The sequence below is a fragment of the Microbacterium sp. CBA3102 genome (genome assembly GCF_007954505.1).
In the GTDB taxonomy this organism is placed as follows: Bacteria; Actinomycetota; Actinomycetes; order Actinomycetales; family Microbacteriaceae; genus Microbacterium; species Microbacterium aurugineum.
Genome location: NZ_CP042412.1, coordinates 2034032 through 2051520, shown reverse-complemented (window position 1 = coordinate 2051520; position 17489 = coordinate 2034032). Strand labels below are relative to the sequence as shown.

At 69.4% G+C, this 17489-nt stretch carries 12 protein-coding genes; 3 read left to right on the top strand and 9 right to left on the bottom strand.

What is annotated here, in order from left to right:
* Positions 1–9: 9 nt before the first annotated feature.
* The 5 genes from nagB to FGL91_RS09795 form a co-directional block, all read right to left on the bottom strand.
* Positions 10–789: a glucosamine-6-phosphate deaminase gene (nagB, locus tag FGL91_RS09815; protein WP_047519835.1), complete on the bottom strand. Its 780-nt coding sequence runs from the start codon at positions 787–789 to the stop codon at positions 10–12.
* Entirely contained in the window at positions 782–1747 is a 966-nt protein-coding gene (locus FGL91_RS09810; protein ID WP_194239189.1) for an ROK family protein, read from the bottom strand. Before FGL91_RS09810 ends, nagB begins: the two co-directional genes overlap by 8 nt.
* Before the next feature lie 43 nt (positions 1748–1790).
* The gene (locus FGL91_RS09805) at positions 1791–2978 is read right to left on the bottom strand and encodes an ROK family transcriptional regulator (RefSeq protein ID WP_131492472.1); all 1188 of its coding nucleotides are present in this window, start codon (positions 2976–2978) and stop codon (positions 1791–1793) included.
* A gap of 79 nt (positions 2979–3057) precedes the next feature.
* On the bottom strand, positions 3058–6324 hold the full coding sequence (locus FGL91_RS09800; RefSeq protein WP_153243720.1) for a family 20 glycosylhydrolase: 3267 nt from the start codon (positions 6322–6324) through the stop codon (positions 3058–3060).
* Entirely contained in the window at positions 6315–7532 is a 1218-nt protein-coding gene (locus FGL91_RS09795) for an alanine racemase (protein ID WP_227991442.1), read from the bottom strand. Before FGL91_RS09795 ends, FGL91_RS09800 begins: the two co-directional genes overlap by 10 nt.
* A gap of 25 nt (positions 7533–7557) precedes the next feature.
* Here FGL91_RS09795 and FGL91_RS09790 point away from each other — a divergent pair, with 25 nt between their 5' ends.
* On the top strand, positions 7558–7962 hold the full coding sequence (locus FGL91_RS09790; protein ID WP_047519842.1) for a RidA family protein: 405 nt from the start codon (positions 7558–7560) through the stop codon (positions 7960–7962).
* A gap of 101 nt (positions 7963–8063) precedes the next feature.
* Positions 8064–9560: a L,D-transpeptidase family protein gene (locus FGL91_RS09785; RefSeq protein WP_153243719.1), complete on the top strand. Its 1497-nt coding sequence runs from the start codon at positions 8064–8066 to the stop codon at positions 9558–9560.
* Positions 9561–9760: 200 nt separating this feature from the next.
* Here the strand turns inward: FGL91_RS09785 and FGL91_RS09780 are convergent, their stop codons facing one another.
* On the bottom strand, positions 9761–11980 hold the full coding sequence (locus FGL91_RS09780) for an NADP-dependent isocitrate dehydrogenase (protein WP_153243718.1): 2220 nt from the start codon (positions 11978–11980) through the stop codon (positions 9761–9763).
* A 176-nt stretch (positions 11981–12156) separates the two neighbouring features.
* On the opposite strand from FGL91_RS09780, the gene FGL91_RS09775 reads away from it, so the two are divergent.
* Positions 12157–12615, top strand: coding sequence for a GNAT family N-acetyltransferase (locus tag FGL91_RS09775; protein ID WP_153243717.1), 459 nt, complete (start codon positions 12157–12159; stop codon positions 12613–12615).
* Positions 12616–12717: 102 nt separating this feature from the next.
* Here FGL91_RS09775 and FGL91_RS09770 read toward each other — a convergent pair whose 3' ends face one another.
* The 3 genes from FGL91_RS09770 to FGL91_RS09760 all read right to left on the bottom strand — a co-directional run bounded on the left by FGL91_RS09770 (position 12718) and on the right by FGL91_RS09760 (position 17397).
* Positions 12718–13533: a hypothetical protein gene (locus FGL91_RS09770; protein WP_131492480.1), complete on the bottom strand. Its 816-nt coding sequence runs from the start codon at positions 13531–13533 to the stop codon at positions 12718–12720.
* A gap of 121 nt (positions 13534–13654) precedes the next feature.
* A complete protein-coding gene (locus tag FGL91_RS09765) occupies positions 13655–15469 on the bottom strand; it encodes an ABC transporter ATP-binding protein (protein WP_047519850.1) in 1815 nt (604 codons plus the stop codon).
* Positions 15466–17397 carry an ABC transporter ATP-binding protein gene (locus FGL91_RS09760; RefSeq protein WP_153243716.1) on the bottom strand — a complete coding sequence of 644 codons (1932 nt, stop codon included), beginning with the start codon at positions 17395–17397 and terminating at the stop codon, positions 15466–15468. The genes FGL91_RS09765 and FGL91_RS09760 overlap by 4 nt, the downstream gene beginning before the upstream one ends.
* Positions 17398–17489 lie beyond the last annotated feature (92 nt).

Here is a 17489-nt window from a genome sequence, read left to right as displayed (position 1 = left end):
CCTCCGGCGTCAGATGCCCTGCCAGGCCGGCTTGTTCGCGAAGGTGTAGCGGTAGTAGTCGGCCAGGGCGAGGCGAGACGCCGCGGCCTCGTCGACGACGACCGTGGCGTGCGGGTGCAGCTGGATCGCAGAACCCGGGAGGAGCGCGGTGAGCGGCCCTTCGACCGCGCGGGCGACGGCGTCGGCCTTCCCTTCGCCGAACGCGAGCAGCACGAGGTGGCGCGCCTTCAGGATGGTGCCGAGCCCCTGCGTGATGCAGTGCATCGGCACGTCGTCGATCGAGTCGAAGAAACGGGCGTTGTCTTCGCGGGTCTGCTCGGTGAGGGTCTTGACACGGGTGCGCGAGGCGAACGAGGACCCCGGCTCGTTGAAGCCGATGTGCCCGTCGGTGCCGATCCCGAGGATCTGCAGGTCGACACCGCCGGCGGCGTCGATCGCGGCCTCGTAGTCGTCACCCGCGTGCTGGATGGTCGCGAGCGCACCGTTGGGCACATGGATCCGCTCCGGATCGAGGCCGAGCGGCTCCACGACCTCGCGCGAGATGACCGACCGGTAGCTCTCCGGGTGCGCGGGATCGATGCCGACGTACTCGTCCAGGGCGAAGCCTCGCAGCTGCGAGAGATCACGACCGGCGAGCTGGGCGCGCAGAGCCTGATACACGGGCAGCGGAGTCGATCCCGTTGCGAGGCCGAGGACGGCGTCGGCACGACGCTCGATCAGCTCCACGATCTCGGTGGCGACCAATGCGCCGGCGGCCTCGGCATTCTCGACGATGACGACCTCAGCCATGCGGGACGATCTCCTTCTCGGTGATGGATGCGCCGACGAGTGCGGCGCCGAAAGCGGCAGCGGGAGATCCCGCGGGGAGCAGTTCGATTCTCTCATCCAACCGGAGCGACCGCATGAACGGTGACGCCTCCGCCCCCGCATGCAGCGCCGCGCGGACACCGTTCTCGAGACGGTCACCGAGCGCGGTGAGCCCGCCCCCGATGATGACGGTCTCGACATCCGCCGAGAGCACGAGCACCCGCACCGCGGCCGCAGCGCCGTGGTACAGATCATCGCGAAGGGCGGACGCCAGGGGATCGCCGGCGTCGGCGGCATCGAAGATGTCCCTGATCGGCAGCGCCCCCGGCCGCCCCCAGGCCTTGGCGAGTGCTCCCCCACCGCAGAAGGTCTCGACACAGCCGCGCTGCCCGCAGCCGCAGAGCCGTCCGTGCGGATCGACCGAGATGTGCCCGACCTCACCGGCCGTCCCGCGGGCGCCGCGCCAGATGCGTCCGTCGAGCACGATCCCGGCCGCGACGCCGGTACCGAGATTCAGATATGCCATCGACCCGGTGACCCCGCTGAGCACGGCCGCCCCGAGGGCCGCCGCCTTCACGTCGTTCTCGACGCGGAAGGGTACTCCGAGGGCGCGCTCGGCTCGATCCGCGAGATCGAGTGACTCCACGCCGAGATTGACCGCGTGGACGACGCGCCCCGCTTCGGCGTCGACCAACCCCGGGATGCCGATGCCGACGGAGCCGATGCGCGAGATCGGAAGGCCGGCCTCGTCGGCGAGCGCGGCGACCGACGCCACGATGCTCTCGACGACCGCCTCCTCGCCCCATCCGGTCGGTCGGCGGTGGCGACCGATGATCTCGCCGGTGACGTCGACGGCGACCGCGTCGATCTTGGTGCCGCCGACGTCCAGGCCCACTCGAATCTGCCGACCGGCTCGGTCGGCGGCTCCTGCACCCTTCATCGGATGCGGCTCCCCGTGGTGTCGGCGTCGGTGCAGGCGGACGTCACGACACTCCCAGCTGTCCGGAGAGCACCATCACCGCAGCACCGCGCAGGACGATGTCGTCCTGGTGCGTCAGGCGCACGATGACGTCTTCGAACACGCCCTCGAGGGTCCGTGCGTGGAGCGTCTCGATGGCGGCGTCGATCAGGATGCCGTCGAGCAGGTCGGCCGGTCCGGACAGGACGACCTCGGACAGGTCCAGCGCGGCGACGATGGGGGCGATGGCGATCGCCATGCGGGTCCCGGCGTCACGGAGGATGTCGTCGCGGGAGTCGGGGTCGGCAGCGATCGCGGCACCCAGGCGGCTGACGCTCAGCCAGGCCTCGAGGCAGCCGTCCTTGCCGCAGGCGCATCGCGGTCCGCCGTCGGTGCCGACGACGACGTGTCCGATCTCCCCCGCGGCGAAGCGGCTCCCGAGCAGCGGCTGGCTTCCGGTGATGAGACCGGCACCGACGCCGCGTCCGATCTTGATGAGCATGAAGTCGGCTTTGGCTTCGCCGAAGGTGTACTCGGCCAACACGGCGGCGTTGGCGTCGTTCCTGGCGAGCACGGGAAGGTCGAGATCGACCCCGAGCTTCGCTTCGAGCGGGAAGTTCGTCCATCCGAGGTTCGGTGAGCTCAGCACGACCCCGTCCGGCCGCACCACACCGGGCGTGCCGATCCCGACGCCCAGCAACGGCTGGGTGGAGGCGGCGATGAGCGTCTGCGCGAGCTCGCGCAGCGCGGCATAGGCGGCTTCGCCGTCGGGCGACTCCGGGCGCGGCACCTCACGACGTTCGAGCACGTCGCCGTCGAGGCTCAGGACGGCACCGGTGAAGGCGCTGGGGCCGGAGAGATCGAGACCGAGGATCTGGTGACCGACGCGGTCGATGTCGATGAGGATCGGCGGCTTGCCGGGACCGACGGCCTCGCGGACGCCCATCTCGATGACGATGCCGTCTGCGATGAACTCGGCGACCAGGTCGGAGATGGTCACCCGGGTCAGCCCCGTCTCGCGGGACAGGTCAGCGCGGCTCATGGCTCCCGCGTGGTACAGCGTCTGCAGGACCAGGGCGCGATTGTGTCCGCGCGCGTGCTCCGGAAGCACTTTCGAGCGGGACCGCAGGTGGCGCCCCGGGCCGAAGGCATGCGTGTTCACGCCGAGGTACTCCACCGGCGAGGCGGGACGCTGTTCATCCGAAACGGACATGTTTGTTAGTAGACCTTACGAACAAAATTTGTGCAACCTCTCCCCGCAGACCCGCGAGGAGGGTTACCGAAACGTTACATTACTTTCGATGCTCGACGGGAGTGCTCTCCGAGCGCTCCCTGAGACGGGCGACCAGGCCGGCGACGATCCCCTCCCTGGCCTCGATCGTGAGGGGCTTGCCGGGCACTCCCGGACGACGCTGATCGGGCGTGGGCCCATCCAAGGGACGATACCGCACACCCGCGGCGCGCAGACGGCGCAGATGGGTCGGAAGGCGCCGAGCGAAGTCGGCGTACGGTGCCGGCTCGCCGCCCTCCCAGAGCCGTTCGGCGATCGCCGCGAGCCGCGGGAACATCGCGAAGTCGACACGGTCACGGGTGGGCAGATGCTCGCTCCAGACGTTGGCCTGACCGCCCACCGCGCCCTCCTCGACGCGAAGCGAGTACGCGCGCTCGATCGTCAACGGCGGCCCCACCCTGATCGGCTCCTCCGCCGACTCCGATTGCGGGTAGTCGAGATAGGCCTCGAGGTCGGGACAGGCCACGACGGGGATCCCGCGCGACAGGGCGGCCCGCATCGCCACCGGCCCCCGCCAGGCGAGGATCCGCACTCCTTCCGGCACCTCGCCCTCGAGCACCTCGTCCCACGCGAGCGCCGTGCGCCCTCTGGCCCGGACGTGCGCGACGAAGTGCGCCGTGAACCACGGCTGCACGTCGTACGGGGTGGCGAGTCCGAGTTCCGTCATCCGCGCGGCGGCCGCCGGGCTCTCCGCCCACTCGGTCACGGGGACCTCATCGCCGCCAATCCCGATCCACTCCGAGGAGAACACCTCGCACAGGGCATCGATCGCCGCGCGCCCGAACGCCAGCGCGGCCTCGGTCGGCGCGAGGGTGCGGGGATTGACCCCGAAGCGCTCCCACGCGGAGACAGCCGGGTCGGCGACATCGACGTTGCCGAGCTGCGGGTAGGCGGCGAGCGCGGCCTGGACATGGCCGGGCAGCTCGACCTCCGGCACGAGCGTCACGAAGCGATCGGCCGCGTAGGCGACGAGCTCGCGCAGCTCCGCGGTGGTGTAATACCCCTCATGCACGCCCGGCTCGACGGTGGCGAGCGGACCATGACCGCGCTGCGTCGCTTCTCGGCGCGAGCCGACCTCGGTGAGCAGCGGGTAGCCGGGAACCTCGAAGCGCCACCCCTGGTCATCGGTGAGGTGCAGATGCAGGACGTTGAGGTGGTGCTCGGCGAGGAGGTCGATCACCCGACGCACCTCGTCGACCGGCCGGAAGTGCCGCGCCACATCGAGCATGACCCCGCGCCAGCCGTATGCGGGCGCCCCCTCCCACGCACCGGCCGGGACCAGCGCCGACTCCGCATCCGGATCGCGCAGCTGTCTCAGCACCGTGGCGCCCCGGAACACCCCGGCCGCACTCGCGCCCCGGACCTCGATGCCGTCGGCGTCCACGCGCACGCGGAAGGCCTCGTCGGCGATGCGGCCGTTCGACGCCGCCGCGGCGCCGAGGTCACCGTCGATGAGCAGCCGGATGGGTGCGGCGGCGGCATCGTGCCCTCCACCGCCCAGCCGCGCAATCGCGGCGGCGACCTCCGGTGACCCGGCGATCGGTGTCCCGCTCGTCCAGACGAAGCCGGGCTCCGCAGCATCGATGTGCGCCCGGACGCGGGGTACCGTCGACCGATGTGCCGCCGGTGGCATCCTCAGCGCCCGTCCCGGCGCGGCCCCCGTGGGTTCGCCGTCGGAGACCACGGCCACGCCGTCGACCAGCACCTCGACGATGCCCTGCGGAGCGGTGAAGGGGCTGTCGAAGGTGGCGCCCGCGGCGATCGTCTCCGGATCGAACAGCACCAGGTCGGCGATCGCTCCCTGCCGGATGACGCCGCGCGGGGCGTCTCCGCGGTCGAGGCCCAAGCGACGCGCCGGCGTCGCGGAAAGGTGCTGGACAGCTTCCTCCAGCGTGAGGACTCCGAGCTCGCGCACGTAGTGTCCGAGGTACCGGGGGAAGGTGCCACGGCCCCGCGGGTGCGGTCGGGCACCAATCAGGATCCCGTCGCTTCCTCCCGAGTGCTGCGGATGGCGCATGATCGCGCGCACGTTCTCCTCATCGCCGATGTGCATCAGGATCCCGGTCGCACCGGCATCGGCGAGCACCGTGTCGAGCACGACGTCGACGGCCCGTCGTCCGGTCGTCTCGGCGATCTCCGCCACCGTGCGACCGACGAGATCGGCGAGTGCGGGGTTGGCGGTGCCGGAGATCTGGATCTGCGTCCAGTCCGCCGTCTCGCCGTGGAACCCGTCGCAGCCGATGTCCTCGAGCTCTACGCGCACGGCTTCGCGGCCGGCGGCGTCGAGGTCCGAGATGACACGCAGCAGGTCACCCGTCGCTGCCAGCCTGCTCGGCAGCAGAGCCGCGAGCGTCGTCGCACCAGGCAGGTAGGGGTAGGTGTCCAGGGTCACGTCGACACCGTCGGCGATGGCCCCATCGATCACTGCCAGCAGTTCCCCGGCGCGTCCCCTGTTCGGAGCGAAGTTCATGGTGGCGTGCGTGAGATGCACGGGGCAGCCCGTGCGGCGACCGATGTCGAGCGCCTCCCGGTAGGCCTCGAGCGCTCCCCCGCCGTAGCTGCGGGTGTGCGGCGCCCAGTATCCGCCGCGCTCGGCGACGACCCGGCACAGCGCCTCGAGTTCGGCCACGTCGGCATACATCCCGGGCGTGTAGGTGAGGCCGCTCGACATCCCGAAGGCGCCGGCGTCGAGAGCAGCGCCCAGCAGCTCCGCCATCGCGGTGATCTCCTCGGCGGTCGCCGGACGGTTCTCGTGACCGACCACCATCATCCGGAGGTTGCCCTGGGGCACGAGGACAGCGGCGTTCGCGACCGTCGCCGCGTCGATCGCGGAGAGGAGGTCGTCCATGGTGCGCCAGGGCGTGTCGGCGGGCATCCCGTTCCATCCGGCGATCTGGCCCGGGATGACCGCGGCGGTGGCGTCGTCGAGCGGCGCATAGCCGAGACCGTCCTGGCCGAGGACCTCGGTCGTCACGCCCTGCCGGATCTTCGCGTCGTGGGCGGTGCCGCTCAGCACCGCGAGCTCGCTGTGGGCGTGCATGTCGATGAATCCGGGGGCGAGCACGAGACCGCGCGCGTCGATCTCGATCGCCCCGTCCGGAAGGTCGAGGACATCGTCCGGCTCGGCGACCGGCAGGACCGCGACGACCCGGGCCCCTTCGACCGCCACGTCGGCAATGAAGCGGGCGGCACCCGTCCCATCGACGACCGTCGCTGAGCGATACACCCGCACCAGCCCGACCGCAGCCTTCTCCGCGCTCAGAAGCATGTCGCGACCGCTCCGATCACGCGAGGATCAGCGGCGTCGGGATCGTCGATGACCGCGACCACCCGCCACTTGTCGAACGCCGTGCACGGGTGTGAGAGACCGAGACGCACGACGTCGCCGACGGCCACCGCCGCGCCGTCCGCGAGATGGAGGAAGGCGTGCTGGTCGTTCAGGGCGGTGATCTCCCCCTCGACGGACTGCGGCACGGGCAGGTCGAGATCGAACGGCACATCCCGCCGACCCGCATCAAGCAGGGCGAGTCCGTCCTCCGGCTGCGACACGACGCGGGACCAGGCGTGCATCGCGGAGCGAAGCGGCGCGGTGCCGGTCACGGGGCCGAACGGGGACATCCGCGAATAGAAGCCGTCGTCGTGGATCTGGAACGCGCCCGAGCGGAGGACGACATCCGCCCCGGCCCCCGCGAAGGAAAGCACAGCCGCCGCGCGGTCGGGAAACGCGCTGCCGCCGGCACTGAGCACGGGCCGGACACCTTCGGGGTACTCCACCCTCGTATGCAGCGCGACCAGGGTCCGGAGGTAGGCGTCGACAGCCTCGATGGACGCGTCACTGCGATCCGGTCCGAACGGTCCCTCGTAACCCGTGACACCGGCGAGCCGGAGACCGGGGGCGTCCGAGATCGCCTGAGCGATCCGCTCCCCCTCCACCACGGTCCGCGCGCCCGTACGGCCGTGGGCGCCGCCCAGCTCGACGAGGACATCGAGCGGTCGTGCCGCATCACCCATCCCCGCCGCCAGGATCTCGACCCCGGCGATCGAGTCCGCCCCGCACAGGACGCGCAGATCCTCGTCGGCGGCGAGCAGCTCACCGAGTCGACGCACGGCGGCGCGGTCGGTGACGGCGTTGGCGATCAGGACGGTCGGGACGCCCGCGTCGATCGCCACCTCGGCCTGCCACGGTGTGGCGACCGAGATGCCCCATGCCCCCGCGTCGAGGAGCCGCTGCCAGAGCGCCGGCGCCATCGTGGTCTTGCCGTGCGGGGCGAGCAGCACCCCCTGCTCCTTCGCCCAGGCGAACACGGTCTCCTCGTTGTGCCCCAGCGCCTCCTCGTGCACCGTGAGCACCGGGGTGACCAGATCGGAGAGGCGCAGTCCGGCATCGGGCACCTCCGAGAGACGGAGTCCCGCGGCGCGCGCCGGGAAGCCCTTCGTCCAGGCGCCGAGAACGGGATCCGGAATTTGTAGAGGCATCTAACAAGGCTACTAGGCTGGCGGCATGACCGCGAAGATCCGAGTTTCCACCGACGCCGCCCCCGCCCCCGCTCACACCTTCTCCCAGGGGATCCGCAAGGGTCCGTTCGTGCAGGTCTCCGGGCAGGGCCCCGTCGACCCGCAGACGAACGAATACCTCCACCCGGGGGACGTCGCCGCGCAGACCACTCGCACCCTCGAGAACGTCAAGGCGATCGTGGAGGCATCGGGCGCGACCTTCGATGACGTCGTGATGCTGCGCGTCTACCTCACCAAGCGCGAGGACTTCCCGATCATGAACGACGCCTACGGTGCGTTCGTCACGGCACACACCACGAGCGGCGTGCTCCCCTCGCGCACCACCGTGTTCACCGGCCTGCCGCGGGAGGAGATGCTCGTCGAGATCGACGGCATCGCCATCATCGACTGACACCCGGAGCGCGGGGGGGGTGACGATACCACGGACCGTTGCCTCCCCGTTACCTCCCATCCCGTACCATTGATCCCCAGGACACGTTTGAGAACCGGGGGGTGAAGTTCGTGACCGATCTGATTTCTGCGCCGGGCGCAGCCGAGGCGCACGGCGACGACTCCGCCCCGACGGCCGTGCTCACGCCGGCAGACGCGCCGACCGACACGGTGCCGCCCACCACCGGCGAGCAGCCGCTGGCCTGGGCTCCGATCGAACCGGCCCCCAAGAAGCGGCACCTCGGCCTCTGGATCGGGATCGGTCTCGGCGCCGTCGCTCTGGGCGCAGGCGCCGCATCCCTGGTCCTCATCGCACCGGGCACCACCGTCGCCGGAGTGCCGGTCGGCTGGATGACGCCGGGCGCTGCCGCCGAGGCCGTCAGCACGCAGATCGCTCAGACCGAGGTCACCCTGACGGGTGCGGGAGAAGACACCGTGCTCACCGGCGCAGACCTCGGCGCCACGGTCGACGCCACCGCGCTCGCCGATACCGCTTTCGCAGAGCGTCCGCTCTGGAATCTCGGCATGTGGATGGGCGATCCCGTCCCGGGCGAGATCACCCTCGATGCCGACACCGCGTCCGCGGCGCTGCGCAGCGCCGTCCCGACGAGCTTCGACGACCCGGTGGACGCCGGTGTCGTGTTCGACGCGGCCGCCGGCACCTACGTCATCACCCCGTCCGAGGCCGGCACCGGAATCGATGTCGACGATCTCAATGCCGCCTTCGCCGACGCGGTCGCCGGCGGGAGCACGACGTTCGACTACCCGGGTGGTCCTGCTGAAGCCCTGCCCGCCGTCTCCGACGACGACGCCACGGCCACGGCCGCCTCCCTCAACACCATGCTCTCGACCGTCGGCTTCTACGTGGGCGACGAACGCACCGTCCCCGTCGCGCCGGCGGTCGCCGCCAGCTGGCTCACCGTGATCGATGAAGACGGCCAGCTGCGCATCGAGGCCGAACCCGCGACCATCCAGGCGACCGTCGACACGCTTCCCGGACTCGTCGACCGCGCTCCGGTCAACGCCACGAACATCGTCGACTCCGGCGGCACCGTGCTCCGCGCCGAGCGGGAGGGCGTCGCAGGCCGCGCGCTCGGTGACACCTCAGACGTCGCGGCGGAGTTCGCTCAGCAGCTCGCCGCGGGCGACGGCGTCTACAAGCTCACGGTCACCGAGACCGCATTCGAGACGGTCAACCTCTTCCGTCGTATCGAGATCAACCTGAGCCAGCAGCGCACGTACCTCTTCGAGAACGACGAGGTCGTCAAGTCCTGGGCCGTCTCCACCGGTCTTCCGGGCACCCTGACCCCGGCGGGCAACTTCCGGGTGTTCGCGCACACGGCGATGCAGGACATGGGTTGCTTCGAGGGCGCGCCCTACTGCACGGAAGACGTGCCGTGGATCACCTGGTTCGCCCCGAACATCGGCTTCCACGGCACCTACTGGCACAACAACTTCGGTCAGCGGATGAGCCACGGCTGCGTCAACCTGCCGATCGATCTGGCCAAGTACGTCTACGACTGGTCCCCCGAGGGCCTCGAGATCTCCGTCTACTACTGATCCGCACGCACCCCTGATCCGCACGCACCGCTGATCCGCACACACCGCCTGCGCCGGCCGCGCAGATGCATGACCGAACCACACGTGCATGACCCCGCCCCCGGACCGGGTCATGCACGTGCTCGGGGATCATGCATCCGGAAGGGAGCTGGGACAGGAAAGGGGGCGGATGCCGACGCATCCGCCCCCTTTCCCGTGGATCAACGCAGGGCGTCGACGATGCCGTTCAGCGTCACGGACGGGCGCATGACAGCGGAGACGAGGGCGTCATCGGGACGGTAGTAGCCGCCGATCTCCACCCGCGCACCCTGCACCGCGTTGAGCTCGGAGACGATCTTCTCCTCGTTCTCGGTGAGCGTCGCGGCGATCGGGGCGAAGGCCGCAGCGAGTTCGGGGTCCTTCGTCTGCTTCGCGAGCTCCTGCGCCCAGTACAGGCCCAGGTAGAAGTGGCTCCCGCGATTGTCGATCGTTCCGAGCGCGCGTCCCGGCGAACGGTCCTCTTCGAGGAAGGTTCCGGTCGCGGCGTCGAGGGTCTCGGCCAGCACCCGCGCCTTCTCGTTGCCCGTACGGTCGGCGAAGTGCTCGAGCGAGGCGGCCAACGCGAAGAACTCGCCCAGCGAGTCCCAGCGCAGGTAGTTCTCCTCCACCAGCTGCTGCACGTGCTTGGGTGCGGAGCCTCCTGCCCCCGTCTCGAACAGTCCACCGCCGGCGAGGAGCGGCACGATCGAGAGCATCTTGGCGCTCGTGCCGACCTCGAGGATCGGGAACAGGTCGGTCAGGTAGTCGCGCAGCACGTTGCCCGTCACCGAGATGGTGTCCAGGCCGTGGCGCATGCGCGCGAGCGTGTAGCGCGTGGCTTCCTCGGGCGCGAGGATCGTGATCGTCAGCCCCTTGGTGTCGAGCGTCGCGAGCCCCTGGTGCACCTTGGCGATGATCTGCGCGTCGTGCGAGCGGTTGGCGTCGAGCCAGAACACCGCGGGGTCGCCGGTGGCACGGGCACGCGAGACCGCGAGTCGGACCCAGTCCATCACCGGGATGTGCTTGGTCTGCGTCGCGCGCCAGATGTCACCCTTGCCGACCGTGTGCTCGATGACGACGGTGCCCTCGCTGTCGAGCACCTGGACGATGCCGTCCGCCGCGATCTCGAAGGTCTTGTCGTGGCTGCCGTACTCCTCGGCCGCCTGCGCCATCAGCCCCACGTTGGGAACGGTGCCGATCGTGGCGGGGTCGAGCGGACCGTTGGCGATCACGTCGTCGATCACGGCCTGGTAGACGCTCGCGTAGGAGGAGTCGGGGATGACGGCGAGAGTGTCCGCCTCTTCCCCGTCCTTGCCCCAGAGCTTGCCGCCGTTGCGGACGAGCGCGGGCATCGACGCGTCGACGATCACATCGCTCGGCACGTGCAGGTTCGTGATGCCCTTGTCGGAGTTCACGTACGAGAGGCGGGGCCCCTCGGCGATGGCCTGGTCGAAGGCCGCGGCGATCTCTTCGCCCCCCGCGACGTTCGCGAGTCCGCTGAGGATCGATCCGAGGCCGTCGTTCGCGCTGAGCCCGGCAGCGGCGAGCTGATCGCCGTACTGCGCGAACACGTCGGCGAAGAAGGCCCGCACCACGTGACCGAAGATGATCGGGTCGCTGACCTTCATCATGGTGGCCTTGAGGTGCACCGAGTAGAGCACGTCGTCGGCCTTCGCGGCCGCCAGAGTGTCGGCGAGGAACGCGTCGAGCTCCGTGGCTGAGAGGAAAGTCGCGTCGATGATCTCGCGCGGCAGGACCTTGAGTCCTTCCTTGAGCACCGTGACCGTGCCGTCTTCCGCGGTGTGACGGAAGCTGAGCACGTCGTCGTGGGCCGCGACCCAGGAACGCTCGTTGTGCTTGAAGTCGTCGTGGCCGAGGGTCGCGACACGGGTCTTCGATCCCGCCGCGAACGGCTTGTTGCGGTGCGGGTGCTTCTTCGCGTAGTTCTTCACCGCGAGAGGAGCGCGGCGGTCACTGTTGCCCTCACGCAGCACCGGGTTCACGGCGGAGCCCTTGATGCGGTCGTAGCGGGCCCGGACGTCCTTCTCCTCGAGCGACGACGGCTCGTCGGGGAAGTCCGGGATGTCGTAGCCCTGCGCCTGCAGCTCGGCGATCGCGCCCTTGAGCTGCGGAATGGACGCCGAGATGTTCGGCAGCTTGATGATGTTCGCCTCGGGGAGCGTGGCGAGTCCGCCGAGCTCCGCAAGCGCATCGCCGACCTGCTGCTCCGGCGAGAGCCTCTGGGGGAAGGCAGCGAGGATGCGTCCTGCCAGCGAGATGTCGCGAGTCTCGACCTCGATGCCTGCCTGGCCGGTGTAGGCCTGGATGATCGGCAGGAACGAGGCGGTGGCGAGCGCCGGCGCTTCGTCCGTGTGCGTGTAGATGATGGCGTCGTCGGTCACCAGGTGGTTCTCCGCTCTGATAGTCAATTTGTCTCGACACCAAGATACCTGAGTGGCTCTGACCGCGTGGCCGGACCGGCGCCGCCGACGCCTCCCGGGCATGATGCGCGAGCACGCCGAAGTGAAATGTTCCGCGGGGACGTGTGCCTCCGCGCCGGAGGGGTTAGCCTGGGTGCATGTCCGAACTGCGCATGGTCGAACTCTCCGCTGCGACGATCGTCGCCGTGAACAACCTGTCGCTCAAGCCCGGACAGGAGCAGTTCCTCGCTCCCGTCTCGTACGGGATCGCGGCCACGGTCATCAATCCGAAGACGTCCTGGCAGCGGGTGATCCTCGACCGCAACGAGGTCGTCGGCTTCGTCAGCGCGAACTTCGATGACGAAGCGCCGGAGGAGCATTTCCGCTCCGTGCTGTGGCGCATCAACGTGGACGCCGATGATCAGGGACGCGGCGTCGGCCGGTATGCCGTCGAGTCCCTCATCGGCGAAGCCCGCGCACGTGGTGTCGACCACGTCAACGTGATCTACGAGGCCGGAGAGGGCGGTCCGGAGACGTTCTTCCACCGCGTCGGGTTCACGCCCGTCGGCGAGACCGCCTACGGCGAGGTCATCGCCGAGATCCGAGTCACACCCTAGACCGGCGGCGGGGTCTCGAATCCCCTCCCCCATCGAGACCTCGTCGCCCTCGGCTGCGGGACCGCTCCCACGCACCTTCGGGGCCGCGTGCGCCTCGCGTGGTCAGCGATCGCTGCGGGGCGGGTCTCCTCGGCGCCCTCGCGAGGCCCAGTTGGTCAGCGCCGAAGCCGCAGAGGCCGCCGCTCGTTCGATCGCCTCGGTCGAACGAGCGATGGCATCCTGAGCCGCGTCCTGCCACGCGGGCGCCGCCGGCACCTCTCCCGCCTTGACCCGGGCCGCGTGCTCGGCGACCTCGAAGGCACTCGCGAGCGCCGCCACCGCATCCCGGTACGCGGCGAACTCGGCGGGTGTCGGCCGATCCCCGAGCCCGCGTCGGAGCTCGCTCGCCCGCTCCGACGCACGCAGATACGCGACCGTCGCCGGCTGCTTGACGTCGGTCATCTCGGGATAGGCGATCTGGCGCGCGGGGTCGGTCTCATAGACCATCCACCGGGCGACCACCGCATCATGCGTGGAGCGCAACCGGTCGAGGGGACGGGGAGCGGAAGCCGCGGGAACAGCGGCTCTTGCGGCGTGGAGCCTCGCCTGCTTGGCCTTGACGTCGGCCGCACACGCTTTGGCGTCGCGCTCGACGTCACGCAGCATGCGTCGGGAACTCGCGACCTGATCGGGGGACGCCCGCCGCGCCGCGCGCTCCGCCACGACCCTGGCATGATCGGCGCGGGCGACCTTGAGCGCCGCGCGCCTCTCGACGAGTGCAGCCTGGGCCATCCGGAGGTCGTGCCGCGCCGCATCGACCTCGAGGCGCCGCCCGCTCATGGTGCTCCGCCTGCGCAGGCCGATCCAGCCGACCGTTCCTGCCGCGGCCGCGGTCGGCGCGAGCCACCACCACTCGGCGGCGAGCAGCAACGGGTCCATGATTCGATGCTACCGAGCCTGCGCGTCCGCCGAACCCCTTGCGCGGAGGCTCCGAGACGGACCTCCCCCGCTGCGGGCCCGGGGCGTGCCCGGGTCCGCAGCGGAGGAAGCGACGACATCATCAGACCAGTGTGCCCTGCCACGCTGCATGCAACTGGGCGAACTTGCCCGTGCCGCCGATCAGCGCCTCCGGACTGTCGTCCTCGATGATCTTCCCGTGCTCCATCACCAGCACGCGATCGGCGATCGCGACGGTCGAGAGGCGGTGCGCGATGATGATCGCCGTGCGGTCCTTGAGCAGCGTCTGCAGCGCGTCCTGGATGAGACGCTCCGACGGGATGTCCAGCGATGCCGTCGCCTCATCGAGGATCAGCACCGCCGGGTCGGCCAGGAACGCCCTCGCGAACGAGATGAGCTGACGCTGCCCCGCAGAGACCCGCCCACCGCGCTTGTTCACATCGGTGCCGTACCCGTCCGGGAGCGACGAGATGAACTCGTCCGCCCCGACGGCCTTCGCCGCCGCACGGATCTCCTCGAGCGAGGCATCCGGCTTCCCGAGGGCGATGTTGTCGGCGACCGTGCCGCTGAACAGGTAGGCCTCCTGCGTGACCATCACGATCGCGCGGCGGAGGTCCTTCGGGTGCAGCGAGCGCAGGTCCACTCCGTCGAGTGTGACGCGTCCTTCCGAGGGGTCGTAGAACCGCGAGATCAGTTTGGCCAGCGTGGACTTGCCCGCGCCCGTCGTGCCCACCAGAGCGATCGTCTCGCCGGCGGGGATGTCGAGCGAGAAGTTCGGGAGGATCGTCTTCTCGCCGTTGTAGCCGAAGGTCACCTCGTCGAACCGGATGTGGCCGCGGGACTCCCAGAGGTCGACCGGCTTCTCGGGGTCCGGCACCGTCGGCACCTCTTCGAGCACACCCGACACCTTCTCCAGCGCAGCCGTCGCCGACTGGTAGGAGTTCAGGAACATCGCGATCTCCTGCATCGGCGCGAAGAAGTTGCGCACGTAGAGCACCGCCGACAGCAGCACGCCCACCGTGAGTGCGCCTTCGGAGACACGGATCCCACCCCAGAGCACCACGATGCCGAGGACCAGCGCGGCGACGCCCATCAGCCCGGGCTCGAACGTCCCGAACAGCAGCATCGATCGACGGTTCACATCGCGGTAGTCGCCCGCGATCTCCTGGAACGCCTTATCGTTGCGCGGCTCCTTGCGGAAGGCCTTCACGGCGCGGATACCGGTCATGGTCTCGACGAACTGCACGATGACCTTCGCGCTGATCACGCGCGACTCGCGGTAGACGAGCTGCGAGCGCGAGTAGAACCAGCGCATCAGATAGAACAGCGGCACGCCACCGATCGCGAGGATCAATCCTGACTGCCAGTCCCAGATGCAGAGGGCGATGAAGGTGAACACACCGAACAGCACGCCGGAGACGAGCTCGTTCAGTCCGCCGTCGAGGAGTTCCTTGATCGAGTCCAGGTCACTGGTCTGGCGCGAGATGATGCGGCCGGACGTGTAGGACTCGTGGAACTCCAGGCTCAGGCGCTGAGTGTGCAGGAAGATGCGCTTGCGCAGATCGAGCAGCACCGCCTGGGTGAGCTTGGCGGCGATGATCACGTACCAGGCGATCAGCACCGCGGCCAGCGCTCCGGCGAGCAGGTAGATGCCGCCGATCATGAAGGTCGGCATCCAGTCGGCCTGCTTCACCGCGGCCGGCAGCGCACGGTCGAGCCCGATGCTGATCAGGATCGGTCCGGCGACCTGCAGCGCGGTCGAGACGATCAGCACCGCAGCGGCCAGCACAATCTGCAGCTTCAGCGGGCGGACCAGGGAACCGAGCAGTCGGAGGGACCGACGACGGATCTCCTTGCTCTCCTCGCGGGTGTACTCGGAACGGTCCTCGTTCTGGGTTCCGGTGATGGCGGAGCTCATCGCTGCACCTCCTTCTCGATGATCGGGTCTTCGTCCGCGGCCTGCTTCGCGAGTCCCTCACGGACCTCTTCGGCGACCGCGAGCTGCTCGTCACGGATGATCGGGATCGCTCCGGTCCGCGCCGCCTCCTCCGCTTCCAGGCTGGAGATGACATGCCGATAGTGCCGGCTCGTCTTCAGAAGCTCGGAGTGGGTGCCGACCGCGGTCACGCGCCCACCCTCGAGCAGGGCGACCCGGTCCGCGAGTGCCACCGTCGACGGGCGGTGCGCGACGATCAGGGCCGTGGTGTCGGCGAGGACGTGCCGGAGCGCCTCCTCCACGAGCGCCTCGGTGTCGACGTCGAGCGCCGACAGCGGGTCGTCCAGCACCAGCACCTTCGGCTTCGCCGCCACCGCGCGAGCGAGGGCCAGCCGCTGACGCTGACCACCGGAGAGGCTGAGCCCCTCCTCACCGATCACGGTCTCGACGCCCTCGGGGAGCGCATCGACGAACGACGCTTGAGCGACCTCGAGGGCTTCGCGGAGCACCCGCTCCCCCTCTTCGCTGTGCACGTCGAGTTCGGCGCGGCCGAGCAGCACGTTCTCGCGGACGGTCGCCGAGAACAGCGTCGCGTCCTCGAACGCCATGGCGATGTGCTGGCGGAGCTCGGCGAGCGGGAGGTCTCGCACATCGACGCCGTCGAGCGTGACCCTTCCCCCGGTCACGTCGTACAGACGCGTCGGGAGCGTGGTGAGCGTGGTCTTCCCGCTGCCGGTGAGCCCGACCAGCGCCATGGTCTCCCCGGGACGCAGGACCAGGTCGATACCGTCGAGCAGATCCCGCTCGTGCGAACCGGCGTCCTGGTAGCGGAAGTGCGCGTTCTCGAACGCGAGCTCTCCGCGCGGATGCGCGATGTGCACCGGGTTCTCCGGGTTGGTGATGGTGTTGGTCTCGGAGAAGATGTCGAACACGCGATCGGTGGCCGTGCGGGCGTCGAGCATGAACGAGAACAGGAAGCCGATCGACTCGATGGGCCAGCGCAGCACGACGGCCATCGCGAAGAAGGCGAACAGCTGAGCCTCATCGATCTGCCCCTGCGAGATCAGCCAGATCCCGGACATCAGGCTGAGACCGAACGCGATCTGCGGCATGAGGTCGAGCCAGAACCAGATCGACGCGATCGCGCCGGCCTTGCTCATCTCGGTCTCGCGGAGCGTCTCGGCCTGGCGGCTGAAACGGCTGAGCGCATGCTTTCCGCGCCCGAACGCCTTCAGCACACGGATGCCGTGCACGCTCTCCTCGACGCTGGTCGCGAGATCGCCGGCCTGATCCTGGCTGCGACGGGTCAGGGCGCCGTAGCGCTTCTCGAACAGGTAGCCGCGGATCCACAGCGGGATCGCGGTCACCAGGAAGATCGCACCGAGCAGCCAGTGCCACCGGAACAGCAGGATCGAACCGATGATGATCGTGAGCACGTTGACGACGAGCAGGACCAGCCCGAAGGCGAGCCAACGGCGGATGAGACCGATGTCCTGCATCATGCGGCTGAGCAGCTGGCCGGAGCCCCAGCGGTCGTGGAACGACACCGGAAGGGTCTGCAGGCGCGAGTAGAGCTCGGTGCGCATCTTGTACTCGACCTCGGTCGAGGGATTGAGCACGAACTGACGACGCAGCCAGACCATCAGCGCTTCGCCGAGGGCGAGCGCGAAGACGGCCGCGGCGCCCCAGACGATCGCGCTGATCTCTCCCGACCGGACCGGGCCGGAGATGATCTGTTCGAGGACGATCGGGATCATCAGGGCGATGAGCGCGGCGATGAGCGCACTGGCGGCACCGCCGGCGAGCCGCCAGATGACGGGCTTCACGAAGGGCTTCAGGCGCCACAGTGCAGCCGGGGTGGAAAGAGTGGAGGAAGGCGAGGAGTTCTGCGCGGAAGGCGAGGAGGACATGTCTCTCAGATGAGTTTCGTATGGAAAGCGAGTGCGAATGGGGTCGGATGCGAGAGCGGACTCCTGGAGTCCGGCATCCGGTGCGGAAGAAA

Bases quoted from the DNA above. Each gene is read 5' to 3' on its own strand.
- nagB (WP_047519835.1), bottom strand. From the start codon at position 789: ATGGCTGAGGTCGTCATCGTCGAGAATGCCGAGGCCGCCGGCGCATTG.
- FGL91_RS09810 (WP_194239189.1), bottom strand. From the start codon at position 1,747: ATGAAGGGTGCAGGAGCCGCCGACCGAGCCGGTCGGCAGATTCGAGTG.
- FGL91_RS09805 (WP_131492472.1), bottom strand. From the start codon at position 2,978: ATGTCCGTTTCGGATGAACAGCGTCCCGCCTCGCCGGTGGAGTACCTC.
- FGL91_RS09800 (WP_153243720.1), bottom strand. From the start codon at position 6,324: ATGCTTCTGAGCGCGGAGAAGGCTGCGGTCGGGCTGGTGCGGGTGTAT.
- FGL91_RS09795 (WP_227991442.1), bottom strand. From the start codon at position 7,532: ATGCCTCTACAAATTCCGGATCCCGTTCTCGGCGCCTGGACGAAGGGC.
- FGL91_RS09790 (WP_047519842.1), top strand. From the start codon at position 7,558: ATGACCGCGAAGATCCGAGTTTCCACCGACGCCGCCCCCGCCCCCGCT.
- FGL91_RS09775 (WP_153243717.1), top strand. From the start codon at position 12,157: ATGTCCGAACTGCGCATGGTCGAACTCTCCGCTGCGACGATCGTCGCC.
- FGL91_RS09770 (WP_131492480.1), bottom strand. From the start codon at position 13,533: ATGGACCCGTTGCTGCTCGCCGCCGAGTGGTGGTGGCTCGCGCCGACC.
- FGL91_RS09765 (WP_047519850.1), bottom strand. From the start codon at position 15,469: ATGAGCTCCGCCATCACCGGAACCCAGAACGAGGACCGTTCCGAGTAC.
- FGL91_RS09760 (WP_153243716.1), bottom strand. From the start codon at position 17,397: ATGTCCTCCTCGCCTTCCGCGCAGAACTCCTCGCCTTCCTCCACTCTT.